This is a genomic window from Collinsella aerofaciens (genome assembly GCF_027679495.1).
In the GTDB taxonomy this organism is placed as follows: Bacteria; Actinomycetota; Coriobacteriia; order Coriobacteriales; family Coriobacteriaceae; genus Collinsella; species Collinsella aerofaciens_AK.
In genome coordinates this window covers 116,882-132,448 of sequence record NZ_JAQEKC010000001.1, presented here as the reverse complement: position 1 = coordinate 132,448, position 15,567 = coordinate 116,882, and the positions used below count along the sequence as shown (strand labels likewise).

Here is a 15,567-nt window from a genome sequence, read left to right as displayed (position 1 = left end):
TTACTCGGCCTCCTGGGCAAGCGCGGCGGTGACGGCGTCCTGGGAAATGTCGAGGCCGTAGACGCGAACCTGCTCGACCGTCCGCGCGAAGACGTCCTCGATGGACGCGGTCGCGTCGATGAGCTTTACGCGGTTTGGTTCCTCGGCGGCGATGGCGCAAAATCCCTGGTAGACACGCTCTTGGAAGGCCATGCCCTTAGCCTCCATGCGATCTGCCGCGCCACGGGCTGCCATGCGCAGCGCCGCCTGCTCGGGCGTGATGTGATAGACGAGCGTGAGCGCCGGGTGCGTCCCCGCGACGGCCAGGTTGTTGGCATCGCGTACTATCTGGCGATCGAGGCCATCGGCAAACGCCTGATAGCAAGTTGTGGAATCGTAGAAGCGGTCGCACAGGACCACCTTGCCGTCAGTAAGGGCAGGCGCGATGACCTCGTGCACCAGCTGGGCGCGCGCGGCCTCGTAGAGCAACAACTCGCAGGTGTCTCCCATCGTCGTATTGGCGGGGTCGAGCAGCAGAGCACGGATCTTTTCGCTGATGGCGGTACCGCCCGGCTCGCGCAGGCTCACAACCTGGTAGCCAGCGAGTTCGAGCGCGCGGGCAAGCAGGCGCGCCTGCGTGGACTTGCCGGCGCCATCGACGCCCTCGAGCGTGATAAAGCTATGTTGAGCGGGCTCAAAAGCCATGGGCGCAGCCCCTTCCTACAAGGCGCGTAAATGCAGATATATCAACCAAGCCATGATACCCCAGTGCTCGGCGCGTCCCAAATCCAACCTAGCCATCGAGGCATCCCCGAAGTTGCGGTGAAATAGGGACTGATTGAAGCTCTGAGACCGCCAAACAGTCCCTATTTCACCGCAACTTATGATGGAGAATTTTGGACGCTGGGTATAATCGTCGTATTGCATTGAAATGTGGCGAAAGGAGTGGCAATGTCTCGGTATTGCGCCTCGTGCGGCAAGCTTCTTGCAGATAATGCCAAGTTCTGCACCTCGTGCGGTGCACCCGTTGAGCAAACAGCCGCGAGCGATAGCCAGCCCGCTTTCGAGCAGACCGGTTCCCTCGATACGCCGCAAGCCAAGGCGGACGACCCCCTCGCCTATCGCCCCGACCCCGCCGCAGGCCCCGCGGCCGTCGAGACCACGCAGCGCATACCCGTCGCGAGCGGCTCGCCCCAACAGCAGCCGGCTCCCGCATACGCGCCCGCTTCGCCACAGACCCCCGCTCCCAAAAAGAGCGGCACCGGGCCGCTTATCGCCGTTATCGTTGTGCTGGTGGCGATCATCATCGCCCTGGTCGTTTTCTTTGTGATCAAGCCTTTCGACAACGCCGCCACGCAGACGACTGCCGAGGTAGCTAAGCTGCACCATGACGTCGATGACGATGACCTAAAGCCTCTCGGCGATCCCAACAGCCTGTACGACGATGATGACGATGACGACGAGGATGGCGGCGAAGCAACGCTCTCCGAGCAGAACCTCTACCGCCGACTGAGCGAATACTACGACTTGCTCGAAGACCTCGACAACTACGTCCGTGGCTGCGCACAGAACTTCAACGGCAGCTATCTGGAAGAGGATCGAACCACCCGTCAAAATCTCGCCGACGTCGCCGAGCGCACGGAGGACACCATCGAGCAGTATTACGACATCGTCGAGGACCTAGACGTCCCGACGAGCTCCAAGAACTACAGCTCCTGGAAAGACATCGTTGCCCTGTACGACGACCTGAATCACCGCATTGACGCAATCTGTGATGCCTGGGAGATCAGCCTGAAATACGCCAAGCCTGCGGACCACAAGAATGAGATCGTGGCGCCGCTGTCGCGCGACAACGTGGCGGGCACCAATGACAATAAGTACCGCCTAGACTTTGAGGAGCGCTATCCCGGCGCCAAACCCGTCGAAGTGAACTAGCGCTTTGTCGTTCCCGAGCCGGCAGTTAGGGACGTTCCTAAACTGCCGGCAGAAAAGAAACGTCCCTAACTGCCGGATAAAAAACGAGCGAGGATTTTGAGGTCCTCGCTCGTTTTTGTTTTGGGCAATGTTTCGACTGCGCCGCTACTTGTCGGCGGCTGCTTTCTTGGCAGTCGACTTCTTCGCGGTCGTCTTCTTGGCAGCAGTCTTCTTTGCCGCCGTCGTCTTCTTGGCCGCCGTCGTCTTCTTGGCCGTGCTCGCCTTGGTCGTGGTCTTGCGACCGCGGGCGGGCTTCTTCTCCTTGGTCGGGCAGTCCATGTTCACGCAGATGCGCCACGGGCCGCGCGCCGTGTTGACCACCACGATGGGGGCGCCGCATTCGGGGCAAGTCTCACCCGTCGCCTCGAGCTTACCGCGCGCCGGCAGAGGATAGCTCACGCCGCAGTCATCGTAGTTGGTGCAGCGGATAAAGCGCTTGCCGCTCTTCTCGCTCTTGTGCGCGATCAGGTCGCCATGGCGTCCGGCCTCGGCGCACACCTTGCACTCGCCCACCTTAAGGTCAGGCTCGTAGTTGGTGGGGCACGTGGGGTTCACGCAAATCTCGAAGGCCTTCTGGCGGAACGGCTGGCACTTAATGCGCGGCGCGCCGCACTCGGGGCACACGGCCGCCTCGCCCTCGAGCGGGCTTACCTTGACGCCGCTCGGCACCGGATAGGTCACGTCGCAGTCGGGCCAGCCCATGCAGCCGATAAAGCTACCGCGGGTCTTGGCGCTCGTCTTCATAACCAGATCCTTGCCGCACTTGGGGCAGGCACCCACGCGCGCATCGGCCGTGACGGCGTCGCTGATGGCGTCGCCGAGCTCCTGCGTATGTTTGAGCAGCTCGTCGAGCACACCGGCCAGCAGCGCGCGCGAGTGCGTCACGACATGCTCTTCGGTGTCCTCGCCGCGCTCGACGCGGGTCATGTCGCCGTCGAGCTCGCTGGTCATATCGGGGCTCGTGATGCGCGGGGCAAATTGCGTCAGCGCGTCGATGATGGCGATGCCCAGCTGGCTCGGCTCAACGGGATCATTTTTGAGATAGCGCACGGCATACAGGCGCTCGATGATGCTCGCACGCGTGGACTTGGTACCCAGGCCGCGCTTTTCCATCTCCTGCACGAGCTTGCCCTGGCTGTAGCGCGCGGGCGGCTCGGTCTGCTTGGCCTCGAGTTTAATGTCGAACACGTCGACCGTATCGCCCTGCTCCAGCGGCGGCATCTGCTCATCGCGCTTAAGTCCATACGGATACGCCTCGCGGAAGCCCGGAGTCACGAGCACATCGCCCGAAGCCACGAACGGCTCACCGTTCACGTCGAGCTCGAGCTTGGTGTTCTCGATGGTCGCGGGACCCATAAGCGTCGCCAGGAAGCGGCGGGCGATGAGGTCGTAGAGCTTGCGCTGACCGCCGTCGAGCGTGGACGGATCGCCCTCGCCCGTGGGGTAGATAGGCGGGTGGTCGGTGGTCTCGACTTTACCGCGCGTGGGCTTCATGGGACCAGCGAGTACCTTTTTGCACACGGGCGCCAGCGCCGGGTTGATCTTTGCCAGGTCACTCACCACGGCGCCCAAATCGAGCGTCGCGGGATACACGGTGTTGTCGACACGCGGGTAGCTGATGAGGCCCGCCATGTAGAGAGACTCGGCGATGCGCATGGTACGCGCAGGCGAGATGCCCTCGGCTGCGGCGGCAGCCTGCAGCGAGGTGGTCGCAAACGGCGTGGGCGGCTGCTGCTTGCGCGAGCGCTTGGTCACCGCGGCGACGGTTGCCGTCGCGACGCCGTCAACATGGCCGTACGCCGTCTCAGCAGCATCCTTGTCGGTAAAGCGTGCCGTCTTGTGCGCAATCTTAAAGCGGTCATCCTCGGCAGCGCCCTGCGCAGCACCCATGCCGCGAATCTGCCAATAGTCCTCGGGCACAAACGCCATGCGCTCGCGCTCGCGCTCGACCACCAGGGCAAGCGTCGGCGTCTGCACGCGGCCGGCAGAGCGCACGTTACCAAAGCCGCCAAACTTGGCGAGCGTCAGGTAACGCGTGAGCACCGCACCCCAAATGAGGTCGATGTGCTGGCGGCTCTCGCCGGCGTCGGCCAGATTCTGGTCGAGCGAGACGAGATTATCGAAGGCCTGCGTGATCTCGGCCTTGGTAAACGAAGAGTACTGGGCGCGGGCGACCGGCAAGTCCGGCGCAACCTCGCGCACCTTGTTGAGGGCGTCCGAACCGATCAGCTCGCCCTCGCGATCGAAGTCCGTGGCGATGATGACACTGTCGGACTTCTTAGCCAGGTTCTTGAGCGAGCGAATGAGCTCCTTCTCGGCCGGTAGCTTAATGACGGGCGCCCAGGTGAGGTAGGGCAGGCTCTCGAGCTTCCAGCCCTTGATGGAGATACCGTCGGCAAGAAACGGCTTACGCTTGGTGTCGTAGGGCGGACGAGCCAGGCCATCGGGCATGTCGGCCGGCAGCATCTCGCCGTCCTCGGTCACCGAATACCAACCCAGCTTTTTATCGAACAGCACGCTGTCGCAAAAATCGGGCGCAAGGATGTGACCGGCGAGACCGATCGTCACACACTCCTCGCCCTTCCACTCAAAACGGTAGATGGCGGTGTTGTACACCTTGTCCTTTTTGGGCTTGCCCGTGGACAGACGCTCGGCAATCTGACGCGCGGCGTCGTTTTTCTCGGCGATGATGAGCTTCAAAAGAGGCTCCTATCTCGTATCTCTGCGGCTACGCCCGCCCGTATGGCGGCCGACTTACGCCCTTGCTTGCTCAATCTGCCCGATGAGCCAATCGCACCAGGCATCCATGCCCTCGCCCTTGCGCGCGCTCACGGCAAACCGCGGCGCCTGCGGATTGAGGTCATCGAGTGTCTTAGTATACCTATCCATGTCAAAATCGAAAGCCGGGGCCACGTCGACCTTGTTGAGCAGCTGTGCGCCGGCGTGTTGGAAGATGCCCGGGTACTTGACGGGCTTGTCGTCGCCCTCGGGCACCGAGAGAATCATGATGGACAGATTCTCGCCCAGGTCAAAGTCGACTGGGCAGACCAGGTTACCCACGTTTTCGATAAAGATGACGTCGATGTTTTGAAGACCCACAGCCTGGTCGAAGGCGTCAACTGCCTCCATGATCATATTGCCCTCGAGATGGCACAGGCCGCCCGTGTTGATCTGGATGGCGGGCATGCCGGCTTCCTTCATGGTGATGGCGTCGACATCCGAGGCGATATCGCCCTCGATGACGGCACAGCGCAGGCCGGCCTTGTCACGTAGACGCTCGTTGGTGCCCAGGATCGTGGTAGTCTTGCCCGAGCCGGGGCTCGACAACACATTGATCACATAGGTGTTTGTCTCTTTAAATCGCTGTCGCAGCTGATCTGCCAGGCGCTCATTGCGCGACAGAATCGGCGACGCGATATCAATCGTTTTCTCGGCCATATTCGGCACTCCTTAATTTCCAACATTTATACCCCGTCCCCAGGTGGCTGGCGGGCTAATCGTCGGGGGTTTCGATTTCTATACTGGCGATGTCGAGCTCGCGGCCGTGCAGTAGGCGCACATTGGCGCCACCGCACTGGGGACAACGGCAATGGAAGCGGTCGTGCTCAAAGACCTCGCCGCAGTCCAGACACTCGCTTTGTGGATGGACTTCCTCTACGGCAAGCTCGCAGCCGCGCGTGAGCGGGTCCTCGTCGCGAAATGTCTCCCATGCAAAGTCGAGTGCCTCGCGCACGACCTCGGTCATATCCCCGATACGCAGCGTTACCAAAACGGCGCGCGAGGCCCCCGCCCCACGCGCCGCGCGAATCACTGTATCGAGTATGCCGTTGACAATGCCAACCTCGTGCATACCGATTTACTCCTCGTCGTCCTCGTCGTCCGAGAACAGGTCCAGACGACTCACGAACAAGCCCTCCTTGCCCTCGCGCGCGGTAATGACCACACGGGCGATGGCAAGCGAAATCTCGTAAAGCGAGAGCAGGGCGCCATACATGAGGCCGAGCGTAACGGGCGAGCCGTCAGGCGTAATCACAGCCGAGCCCACAAGCAGGCCAACGTATACGTAACGCCAGGCACCGCGGAAAGCAGCGTAGGACACGATGTGGAAGACGGACAGGTAGAAGATGATGAGCGGCAGCTCAAACGCCACGCCAAAGCCGATCATAAAGAGCAGCTCCATGTTGACGTAGTTCTCCAGATCGGGCAGCGCCGTAGCGACGGCCGAGGTTTCGCCGATGAGCCACTCAAAGCCCGCAGGAATGATGATGAAGTAGCAGAAAATGGCGCCCAGGAAGAACAGCACCGTCGAGGCGAGCACCGTGGGCACGACCCACTTGCGCTCGTTGGGGCGAAGCGCCGGCAGGAAAAATGCCAGAATCTGCCAGATGATCATGGGCGTGCACATGACAACGGCCATCTTGATGGCCAGCGAAAAGCGCAGGCCAAAGCCGCCGAGCGTAGTGGTGATGTAGAACTTACCGTCCGGTACAAAGGAGCGGATGGGGTCTTCCAGGATGTCGAGCACCACGGGTGTGGCGAAATACAGCACGATAGCGGCGGCAAACACCGACACGACTACGATGGTCAGACGACGACGGAGCTCTCCCAGGTGATCGAAGAGCGGCATACGCGCAGGTCCGATAGGCATTACTCATCGCCTCCCTTCGGGGCGTCGGCGGCAGCGGCGTCGTCCTCGGCCTCGAGCTCGCGAGCGAGCTGGTCGACGACAGCCTTGCGCTTACGGGGACGGCGGGCGTAGAGGTCAGCCGTCGTGGGCTCTGCCGGCTCGGGCTCGGGCTCCGGCTCTGCAGCAGGCTCGGGCTCGGCGACGGCAGCGGCAGGCTCGGCCTTGGCGGACTCGGCGCTCTCGGCCTCATCAGCAGCGCCTTCGCCCTCGGTGGCACCCTCGCTCGCAGCCTTCTCGGCGGCAAGGCGGGCACGGCGCTCGGCAAAAGTCTCCTTCTTTGCGGGCGCAGCCGTCTCGACGGCACCCTCGTCCGCATCGGAATCGTCATCGACGGCAGCCTTCTTGGGCTTGACCGGGGCCGACGCGGCCTCGCTTACCGGATCGATAATCTCGGACTGAACAACGGCCGTCATCTTTTCCTGCGTCTCGCGGAACTGACGGATGGCACGGCCGATTGTGCGGCCCATCTGCGGGAGCTTATCCGGGCCAAACAGCAAAAAGCCGAAGACCACGATGATCGCGAGCTCACCCTCTCCAATACCAAACACACATACCTCCAAGGCTCGATGTGAGTCGAGCCCGCACCGCGCCATTCGGCCGGAACTCGTCTATTCATTCGGTCAAGTATAGCGCCCGGACGCCAAAACGTCCGAGCGCATCACAAACATATGCCAAACGGCACGCCCTTTTGGGGACAAAGATTATGCAGCGGTGATCGAAATCTCCTGGTCGACACCCAACAGCTGAACCACGCGCATCACCTGGGGCTGCACATTGGTGCAGCTAAAGCGCTTGCCGTGGTCGACCGCGTGGTGCGCGGCGCCCACGAGCACGCCAATGCCCGTCGAATCGATGTAGCTCACCTGAGCAAAGTCGAGCTCAACGGCCTCGGTGGGCTGCTCGAGCGCCAAGTCGATGGCGTTGCGCAGACTATCGGCATTGGAGATATCAATCTCGCCGGTTACCTTAATGGTGTAGAGCTCTGGCGTGGGGTTGGTGGAAATACCCAAATCCATGTATACGCTCCTTTACGTATCGAAAGTGCGGATAGTACGGGAAGCCGCGCGTTAGGCGCGCTCGGCACGCGCAAGCTCGGCAGCGACGAGCTTCACAGCCAGCACCAGCACATCGAGCGCGGCCTCCAGGTCCTCGACCGTGGGATAGCTCGGCGCGATGCGGATGTTGGTGTCGCGCGGGTCCTTGCCATAGGGCCAGGTAGCACCGGCCGGCGTGAGCTTGACGCCCAGGTCGGCGCAAAGCGCGGCGACCTTCTGGGCCGAGCCCTCGGGACCATCGAAGCTTACAAAGTAGCCGCCGCGGGGGTGCGTCCAGGTGGCACAGTCTGTGTCGCCCAAGCCCTCGGTGAGCTTGCGCTCGACGGCCTCAAAGCGCGGACGCAGGAACTCGGCATGCTTTTTCATGTGCTCCTTGACCGCCTCGATGGTGGGAAGGAAGCGTACGTGGCGCAGCTGGTTGAGCTTGTCGGCGCTGATAAGGCCGGCCTTCAGGCGCTTGGAGAACTCCGCGATAACCGCGGGGCTCGCACCGATAAAGCCGATGCCGGCGCCCGGGAAGGTGATCTTGGACGTCGAGGCAAAGGCCACCACGCGGTCCTCGGTGCCCGCCGCGCGGGCGAGGTCAAAGATGTTGGCGAGCTCGTCGGCCTCGTCGTACAGGTCGTGCACGCAGTAGGCGTTGTCCCAGAAGATGCGGAAATCGGGTGCAGCCGTGGGCATCTCGACCAGGCGGCGCACGGTGTCCTCGCTAAAGGTGATGCCCGTGGGGTTGGAATACTTGGGCACGCACCAGATACCCTTGATGGAATCGTCGGCGGCAACGAGGCGCTCGATCTCGTCCATGTCGGGGCCGTTGTCGGTCATCGCGACGGGGACATTCTCGATACCCAGGTCGGCGGTGATGCCAAAATGGCGGTCGTAGCCGGGAACGGGGCACAGGAACTTGACCTTCTTGCCGTCATGCGCGGCCTCGTAAGCCTCCCAGGGCTCGCTGCCGCACGAGCCGCAGCGCCAGAACATGCCGGCGATGTCATGCTCGATCAAAAGGCTCGACGAACCCAGTACGAGCGTCTGCTCGGCGGGGCAGCCCAAGAACTCCCCTGCCAGCTTGCGCGCCGAGGGAATGCCCTCAAAACAGCCGTAGTTGGAGCAGTCGACGTTGCCGTCGTGCAGATCGGCATCGGTATTGAGGATATCGAGCATGGGTCGAGAGATGTCCACCTGGGAGGGCGACGGCTTGCCGCGGGCCATGTCGAGCGTCAGGCCCTTGGCCTTGACCTCGGCAACCTCGGCTTTGAGTGCCTCGATGGCGGCATCGAGTTCGGTGGTTTCCATCTTCTGGTAGATCGTCTGCATGGGTGCGACCTTTCACGAAGCGGTACGTTGCAATTCTTCTAAGTATAGACCGCCACCGTCGCAACGTTATGAAGCCGTGATAGATTAAGTCCATCGCAATGAATTACGAATCGCCGCGCATGCCGGCATGAAGCGCCCAAGGAGGCACTATGGAGTACGGATCGTTCCAGGCCGAGGAATTCGGCGACCTTCAGCGCCTGGTCGACGGACTGTTTTACGACCGCCACGCCATCGACCGCCTGGATCTCATCGTGCAGGCCGAGATCTTGGACCTGACACCCGACCTTATGGAAATCGTGAACCTTTTGCCGCCCGGCTACTACGACCGCCAATCGCTTTGCGACCAGCTCAACTCCGCCTTGGCCGCCCACGGCTGGGGCGCCGTCTACGGCACCGTGGAATAAGCCTAGTCATTTAAGAACGTCCCCAATGACTAAAACGCCGCTTGTGATGGTGTTCACAGGCGGCGTTTTCAAACTTGTATGTGCTCTTACTCGTCCTTGGGCGCGGGGTGTTTGCAGACCACGCTCATGTAGATCATGCCAAGTACGGCCGCGGTGACAGAGCCGGCGAGAATAGCGGCCTTGGCAGCCAGGACCTCGAACTGGGCCGTCGGGAAAGCGAGGCCGCTGATGAGGATCGACATCGTAAAGCCGATGCCGCCCAGAATGCCCACACCGGCAATCATGTGCCAGTTGACGTTGCGCGGCAACTGGCAAGCCTTGAGCTTGACCAGGGTAAATGTCATGCCAAAAATACCAATCGGCTTGCCCAGCAGCATGCCAAAGTACACGCCGAGCGTCACCGGGTCGGTGAGCAGTGTGCTCATGTCCACGCCCACCAGGCGAACCTGTGCGTTCACGAACGCAAAGATCGGCAGAATCACAAAGTTGACCGGCGTGGAGATCAGACGCTCCATGCGGATGAGCGGCGGGGTTACGCGGTGCATGACGCGCTCGACCTTGGTGGTCGAGACGGTAAAGTCATGCTGGCCCAGGATGTGTGCCTCGTCGTCGTAGCGGTCATCGAGCAGCGGCAGGCACTCGCCCAACCAATCGGTGAGGCTATCGAGCTTGACGCCGCACTTAGCCGGGATGGTAAAGGCCAAGATAACGCCAGCAAGCGTGGCGTGCACGCCGCTCTTGAACATACAGAACCACAACAGCAGACCCAGTACCGAATACGGGGCAAGGCGGTAATGCTGCGTCTTGTTGAGCCACACGAGCGCGCAGGTCACAAGCGCGGCGGCGCCCAACCAAAACGGATTGGGGCTCTGACCGTAGAAGATGGCGATGGCGGCGATGGAGATGAGGTCGTCGGCGATGGCGAGCGTCGAGAAGAACACGCGCACGCCGTTGGGAACGCGATTGCCCAAAAGCGATAGCACGCCCAGCGCAAAGGCAATATCGGTTGCCATGGGGATGGCCCAACCGTTGCGGGCGCCGGCATGGTTGAAGATCAGGTAGATACAGGCGGGAACGACGACGCCGCCCACGGCCGCCAGCATGGGAAGCATGGCCTGACGCGGATTCTTGAGCTCGCCGACCGTCATCTCGTACTTAAGCTCAATGCCCACCAACAAAAAGAAAATCGCCATGAGGAAGTCGTTGACGAAAAGCTCAACGGTGAGACCGGCCGTAAGGTTGCCCAGACCCACATACAGCGGGGTCTCCAAAAAGTGATGGATGGCCTCGTAGGCATCGGTATTGGCGCAAATGACGGCGGCGATGGCGGCGAAGACCATGACAGCGGCGGAAATCGTGCCGTTCTCGGTGATGCGCTCCCAAATGTCGTGGCGCTCAAAACGCTTGCGCTCACGAACGTTGAACAGCTGCTCAGTTGCTGCCATGGGCGGCTCCTTTCACGGGAAAGCTCCCGTCTTAAAAAAGCACGGCCCGCCCAAGTGGCGGCGCCGCGCTCTAACGTATTACGCTTGCATCTAGCCTACCCTGCACGACAAGCGCACAAGCACGGCCGAAAAGCGGAACCACAGGTTGAACATTATTTGCTTAACGGCGCGGGTACGCCTGTCCAAGAGACGACGCGGCGCCGTGCACAAAAAACGACCGGAGCGCGGGGCGTCCGCGATCCGGTCGTGGCGTTTGGTCAACTAAACCTAGCAGGCGGCCATGATGGGGGCAGCGACCTGCTTCTTACGGGAGAGGACGCCCGGCATCCAGACGCCGTCGTGCTCGTCGGCAATGCCCAAGCCCTTCTGAGCAGCCTCGGTCTCGCCCTCGAGCAGGACCTGCGAGCCCTCCTCCATGATGTCGGTGATGCACAGGACGATGCCGTCAGCATCCTTCTCGGCGGCGTAGGCGCGCATGGCCTCGCGGATCTCGTCGATCATGCCGAGCGCGCGGGTCTTGTCGACGGTCTCGTACTGGCCGATGAGCAGCTTCTTGCCGGCGGGCTCGAACATCTTGATGTCGTTGCCGACCATCTCGGCTGCGGTGAAGGAGCCGGACGGACGGGTGAGGAAGACCTCCATGCCAAACTTGACCGGGTCGACGCCCACCTGCTCGCCGAGCTTGGCGGCGACGGCGCGGTCGACATCGGTGGTGGTGGGGCTCTTGAGCATGAGCGTATCGGTCATCATGGCCGAGAGCAGCAGCTTGGCCTGGACGTCGGAAAGCTCGACGCCGAGCACGCCGGCGAGCTTGGTGACGATGGTGCAGCTGGAACCCCAGGGCAGGCAGATGTAGTGCAGCGGGCCGGCGGTCTCGAAGTCGCCGATGCGGTGATGATCGACAACGCCAAAGACCGTGGCGTCCTTAAGGCCGGCGACGGACTGGGCAGACTCGTTGTGGTCGGTGAGGACGACGAGCTGACCGGCCTCGACGGACTCGATCACGCGGGGCTCGGCGATGCCGGCGTCGGCGAGCAGCTTGGCGGACTCTGCCGGAAGCTGACCCAGGGCGCAGGCCTCGTAGGTGTTGCCGGCATACTCAACCTGGTTGAGCAGCTGGGACAGGACGACGGCGCTCATGATGGCGTCGTTATCGGGGTTCTGGTGACCAAAGACAAGAACGTTTGCCATGGATATCCTCCACTTGATATGTGTACTTGGACGTAGCTATGGTAGCACGCTGGCGCCGAACCTTATGAGACGCAAGGGCCGCGGCGCAATTTGGGGCGAGCCTGGGGGCGAAGTCTGCCCCCTTGTACCACCGCCCTCCTGCACCGACTATTTACCGGCGGCGCGCAGGGCTACGTAGGCGGCACCGATGATGCCGGCGTCGTTTCCGAGCGAAGCGACCTTAATGGGCGTCTCGCGCGAGGCAGAGAGCGCGCACTGCTTAAAGTGCTCGCGAACCTTGTCGAGATAAACATCGGCCGAGGCAGACGCGCCGCCACCGATCAGGAACATCTCGGGGTCGACCACGTTGGCGATAAGCGCCAGGGCGCGGCCAAGGTAGTCGGCCATGGTGTCGGCTGCGGCCAGCGCAAGCTTGTCGCCCTCGCGGCAGGCCTGGAACACGTCCTTGGAATCGGAGGGGCCGGTGAGCTCAATGGGCTCGACGCCCGCCTTCTTGCACTCGGCAAGGTAGTTGCTCACCACGCCGGTGGCGCTGGAATACTGCTCCAGATGGCCATGGCCGCCACAGCCGCAGGTGCGCTCCTCGGCCGGGTTCAGGCACATGTGGCCAATCTCGCCGCCGGCGCCCACAACGCCCGATACCACGTCGCCGTTAACGATAACGCCGCCGCCCACGCCGGTACCGATGGTGACCATCACCACGTTCTGCACGCCCTTGGCAGAACCGAGCCAGGCCTCGCCCATGGCAGCGGCGTTGGCATCGTTCTCATACTTAACGACCGCATCGGGGCAGTGCTTCTGAATGGCGACCCTCAGCTCGGGCAGATTAATGGAAATGTTGGCCTTGACCTTGGCATCGCCCGACGCCGGGATGGGACACGGAACGGCCAGGCCAATGCCCGCCACAAAGGCACGCGGAATCTGTGCCTTGGCGACCACCTGGTCGATAGCCTCGGTCACCGCGGCAAAGCCCGCAGCGTCAACGATAGGAGGCGTGGGCACGCTGGCCTTGGCAAGCAGGTTGCCGTCCTCGTCGAACAGGCCCTCCTTAACCGAAGTGCCGCCGACGTCGATGCCGATGTAGTACTGCTTAGGTTCCATGGGAGCCCACCTTTCTCGTTTAAACATTGCCTGTATGGTACCGCTCTCAAGGCAAAAACCTACCAAAAAGGGACAGGTTTGTTTTGGCAGGTTTTATCTGGGGTAACGCAATTGGCTGCCCAACAGGCCGCGCAAGACCATCCCCAAAAATAAAGGCGCCGGGAGGCGGAGGCTCCCGGCGCCCGTCAAAGGGACTATGTTGTCTGTTGGACCGCACGGTCCGTCGCGGCGATAACGCCGACTAGGCCTGAAGTGCCTGCAGCTGCTTGTGAACCTCGATGAGCTCCGTCGCCATGACGCGCATGGTCTCGGTGCCGGCCATCTGGTCCTCGGCATGCAGCAAAATCAACGGGGCCTCGCCGTTACGCTCGCCGTTGGCCTCCTTCTTCAGAAGCCCCATGTGAACATCGTGGCCACCGTTATAGGCCTCGTCGCCCTGCTTGATAAGCTCCTCGGCGGCGTCAAAATCGCCCTCCTTGGCCTTTTGCACGGCATTGATGTACATGCTCTTGGCGGTACCGACGTAGCTGATGATCTCAAAGCAGGTCATCTGCAGTTCGTTCATATCCTCCATGCAGAGCACCTAGCCCATCACGCTGACGCAGTGGTCGATGATGCCGGCAGCGTTCATGCGGCCGTAGTCGACCATGTTGATAACCTCGACCGGGAAGCGGCCGGCGGCCTCCTTCTCAAAATCGCCCTTGGTGTAGCCGATCTGCGGACCAAGCAGCAACATGTCGCACTCGTCCAGGTGATCGTGGGCCTCGTTCATGGGACGAGCCTCGACCTCAATATCCAGACCACGGTTTGCAACCTCGGCCTGCATCTTCTGGACCAGCAGGCTCGTGGACATACCGGCATTGCAGCAGAGCATGATCTTCTTCATGGTTTCCTCCTTATAACTGCGCGGCGCGCAGACGACAACTGGTTTTATTCCTTGCGGCTATTGTGCCCACCCCCTGCATCTTTACACAAGGGAGAGAGCTGCGGGCACCGGCACCGCGTACCGGCGCCCGCAAAGGTGAAAGGGACGAACGTTAGGCGTTCTACTCGGCGAAAGCCTCCTGCTTGGCGATTGCCTTCTCGGAAATCTTCATAAAGGGCAGGTAGACGGCCATGCCAATGACAATCTCGATAGCCTGCCACACGCCGGCGCGCCAGTCAAAGCCCGTAGCGAGCAGGGCATTGATGACGGGAGGCATGGTCCAGGGCACCTGGGCGATGCAGGGGCTGATGATGCCTGCGCAGGTAAGGCCATAGGTGATGCCGATGAACAGATCGGGAAGAAGAACGAACGGGATCATGAGCGGCAGGTTGTACACGATGGGGTAACCGTAGATAACCGGCTCGTTGATGTTGAACAGACCAGGCAGGATAGCCATCTTGGAAACGGTCTCGGAAGCCTTGTTCTTGGAGAACAGGAGCGTGTCGAGCAGGAGCATGAGGGTGCAGCCCGAGCCGCCGATGAGGGCGAAGCTGTTAACGATCTGCATGTTCATGTAGTGATCGGGCTGGATGGTGCCACCGGCGGCAAAGGTAGCCATGTTGTCGACGATGAGCATGGTCAGGATCGGCTCGACGGTAGCGCCAGAGATGGTGGACTGGTGAATACCGACGCAGAACAGCAGGTTAGCAAGGGTGTAGATGAGGATAACAGCCCACGGACCGGCGTTCATGATGCTCTTGAGCGGGTTGGAGATGCACGTGGAGATGATGGTGCACAGATCGGTGCCGGCGCACACGGCGAGCAGGGCTGCGGCAAGAGCGAAGACCGCGAGGTTAAGCAGCATCGGAATCATGACGTTGAAGGAGTTGGAGACCGCGGGAGGCACGCCCTCGCCCAGCTTAACCTTGAGCTTCTCGACGCCAGAAATCTTGATGAAGAGCGAGACGGAAAGCAGGGCGATGATAATAGCCGAGAACAGACCGTTGGTGCCGGTGTTGGCAGTCGAAAGGGCGCCCGTGACCTCGGTGGAGGTGATCTTGTCGGTGAGCAGTGGGCTCGTGGCGGCAAGCGAGGCGGTGATCTGCTGCGGCATCATGATGACGAAGGCAGAGATGGCGACGACCACGCAAGCGAGCGGGTTATCGAAACGCTTGTTCTTGGCGAGGCTGTAGCCAATCAATCCGGCCAAGATAATGGCAGAGACGTTGAGGGTGCCCAGCGTAATTGCCGAGCCCCACGTCTGAAGGTTGGCAAGGCCCGCCGCATCGAGCGGGAACAGAGGGAACACGACGTTGTTAATAAGAACCGCGATACCCGCAAGGATATAGAGCGGCGTGATGGTCGCGAAGGCGTCACGCAGGGAACGCAGGTGAACCTGGTTTCCCACCTTCGCAGAGACCTCGGCAAACTTGTCGAGGAAGCTCTTTCCGTTGTCACTGGCCATGATTGCTCCTAACTTTCAAATCCG

The 15,567-nt window shown here is 61.5% G+C and carries 16 protein-coding genes; 2 read left to right on the top strand and 14 right to left on the bottom strand.

The annotated features are described in order from the left end of the window. Positions 1 to 684, bottom strand: a complete 684-nt coding sequence (gene tmk, locus PGW49_RS00680; RefSeq protein WP_195624872.1) for a dTMP kinase — start codon at positions 682 to 684, stop codon at positions 1 to 3. A gap of 246 nt (positions 685 to 930) precedes the next feature. Between tmk and PGW49_RS00675 the strand changes: the two genes are divergently transcribed. Next, complete coding sequence (locus PGW49_RS00675; RefSeq protein WP_195624871.1) at positions 931 to 1,914, top strand: zinc-ribbon domain-containing protein; 984 nt, start codon at positions 931 to 933, stop codon at positions 1,912 to 1,914. 144 nt (positions 1,915 to 2,058) lie between these two features. On the opposite strand, the gene PGW49_RS00670 is transcribed toward PGW49_RS00675, so the two are convergent. The 7 genes from PGW49_RS00670 to PGW49_RS00640 all read right to left on the bottom strand — a co-directional run bounded on the left by PGW49_RS00670 (position 2,059) and on the right by PGW49_RS00640 (position 9,012). Continuing rightward, on the bottom strand, positions 2,059 to 4,653 hold the full coding sequence (locus tag PGW49_RS00670; RefSeq protein ID WP_195624870.1) for a DNA topoisomerase I: 2,595 nt from the start codon (positions 4,651 to 4,653) through the stop codon (positions 2,059 to 2,061). Between the two features lie 54 nt (positions 4,654 to 4,707). Continuing rightward, on the bottom strand, positions 4,708 to 5,391 hold the full coding sequence (gene hypB, locus PGW49_RS00665) for a hydrogenase nickel incorporation protein HypB (protein WP_270224992.1): 684 nt from the start codon (positions 5,389 to 5,391) through the stop codon (positions 4,708 to 4,710). 55 nt (positions 5,392 to 5,446) lie between these two features. Continuing rightward, the gene (gene hypA, locus PGW49_RS00660; RefSeq protein ID WP_117565013.1) at positions 5,447 to 5,803 is read right to left on the bottom strand and encodes a hydrogenase maturation nickel metallochaperone HypA; all 357 of its coding nucleotides are present in this window, start codon (positions 5,801 to 5,803) and stop codon (positions 5,447 to 5,449) included. Positions 5,804 to 5,809: 6 nt separating this feature from the next. Further along, complete coding sequence (tatC, locus tag PGW49_RS00655; protein WP_022093860.1) at positions 5,810 to 6,601, bottom strand: twin-arginine translocase subunit TatC; 792 nt, start codon at positions 6,599 to 6,601, stop codon at positions 5,810 to 5,812. After that, positions 6,601 to 7,188 (bottom strand): twin-arginine translocase TatA/TatE family subunit, encoded by a 588-nt coding sequence (locus PGW49_RS00650; protein WP_270224990.1) that lies wholly within the window; start codon positions 7,186 to 7,188, stop codon positions 6,601 to 6,603. Before PGW49_RS00650 ends, tatC begins: the two co-directional genes overlap by 1 nt. A gap of 153 nt (positions 7,189 to 7,341) precedes the next feature. Next, positions 7,342 to 7,656: an STAS domain-containing protein gene (locus PGW49_RS00645; protein ID WP_006235932.1), complete on the bottom strand. Its 315-nt coding sequence runs from the start codon at positions 7,654 to 7,656 to the stop codon at positions 7,342 to 7,344. Between the two features lie 51 nt (positions 7,657 to 7,707). After that, the gene (locus PGW49_RS00640; RefSeq protein ID WP_270224989.1) at positions 7,708 to 9,012 is read right to left on the bottom strand and encodes an aspartate aminotransferase type Ic; all 1,305 of its coding nucleotides are present in this window, start codon (positions 9,010 to 9,012) and stop codon (positions 7,708 to 7,710) included. A 149-nt stretch (positions 9,013 to 9,161) separates the two neighbouring features. On the opposite strand from PGW49_RS00640, the gene PGW49_RS00635 reads away from it, so the two are divergent. After that, positions 9,162 to 9,416: a hypothetical protein gene (locus PGW49_RS00635; RefSeq protein WP_161144548.1), complete on the top strand. Its 255-nt coding sequence runs from the start codon at positions 9,162 to 9,164 to the stop codon at positions 9,414 to 9,416. Positions 9,417 to 9,502: 86 nt separating this feature from the next. On the opposite strand, the gene nhaA is transcribed toward PGW49_RS00635, so the two are convergent. The 6 genes from nhaA to PGW49_RS00605 all read right to left on the bottom strand — a co-directional run bounded on the left by nhaA (position 9,503) and on the right by PGW49_RS00605 (position 15,543). Beyond that, positions 9,503 to 10,861: a Na+/H+ antiporter NhaA gene (gene nhaA / locus PGW49_RS00630; RefSeq protein ID WP_270224986.1), complete on the bottom strand. Its 1,359-nt coding sequence runs from the start codon at positions 10,859 to 10,861 to the stop codon at positions 9,503 to 9,505. Positions 10,862 to 11,128: 267 nt separating this feature from the next. Next, positions 11,129 to 12,052 (bottom strand): manganese-dependent inorganic pyrophosphatase, encoded by a 924-nt coding sequence (locus PGW49_RS00625; RefSeq protein ID WP_270224984.1) that lies wholly within the window; start codon positions 12,050 to 12,052, stop codon positions 11,129 to 11,131. Between the two features lie 147 nt (positions 12,053 to 12,199). Then, positions 12,200 to 13,153 (bottom strand): ROK family protein, encoded by a 954-nt coding sequence (locus PGW49_RS00620; protein WP_270224983.1) that lies wholly within the window; start codon positions 13,151 to 13,153, stop codon positions 12,200 to 12,202. Positions 13,154 to 13,394: 241 nt separating this feature from the next. Then, positions 13,395 to 13,727, bottom strand: coding sequence for a PTS lactose/cellobiose transporter subunit IIA (locus PGW49_RS00615; protein WP_197736861.1), 333 nt, complete (start codon positions 13,725 to 13,727; stop codon positions 13,395 to 13,397). A 9-nt stretch (positions 13,728 to 13,736) separates the two neighbouring features. After that, positions 13,737 to 14,039, bottom strand: coding sequence for a PTS sugar transporter subunit IIB (locus PGW49_RS00610; RefSeq protein WP_035137700.1), 303 nt, complete (start codon positions 14,037 to 14,039; stop codon positions 13,737 to 13,739). Between the two features lie 160 nt (positions 14,040 to 14,199). Then, complete coding sequence (locus PGW49_RS00605) at positions 14,200 to 15,543, bottom strand: PTS sugar transporter subunit IIC (protein WP_270224979.1); 1,344 nt, start codon at positions 15,541 to 15,543, stop codon at positions 14,200 to 14,202. Positions 15,544 to 15,567 lie beyond the last annotated feature (24 nt).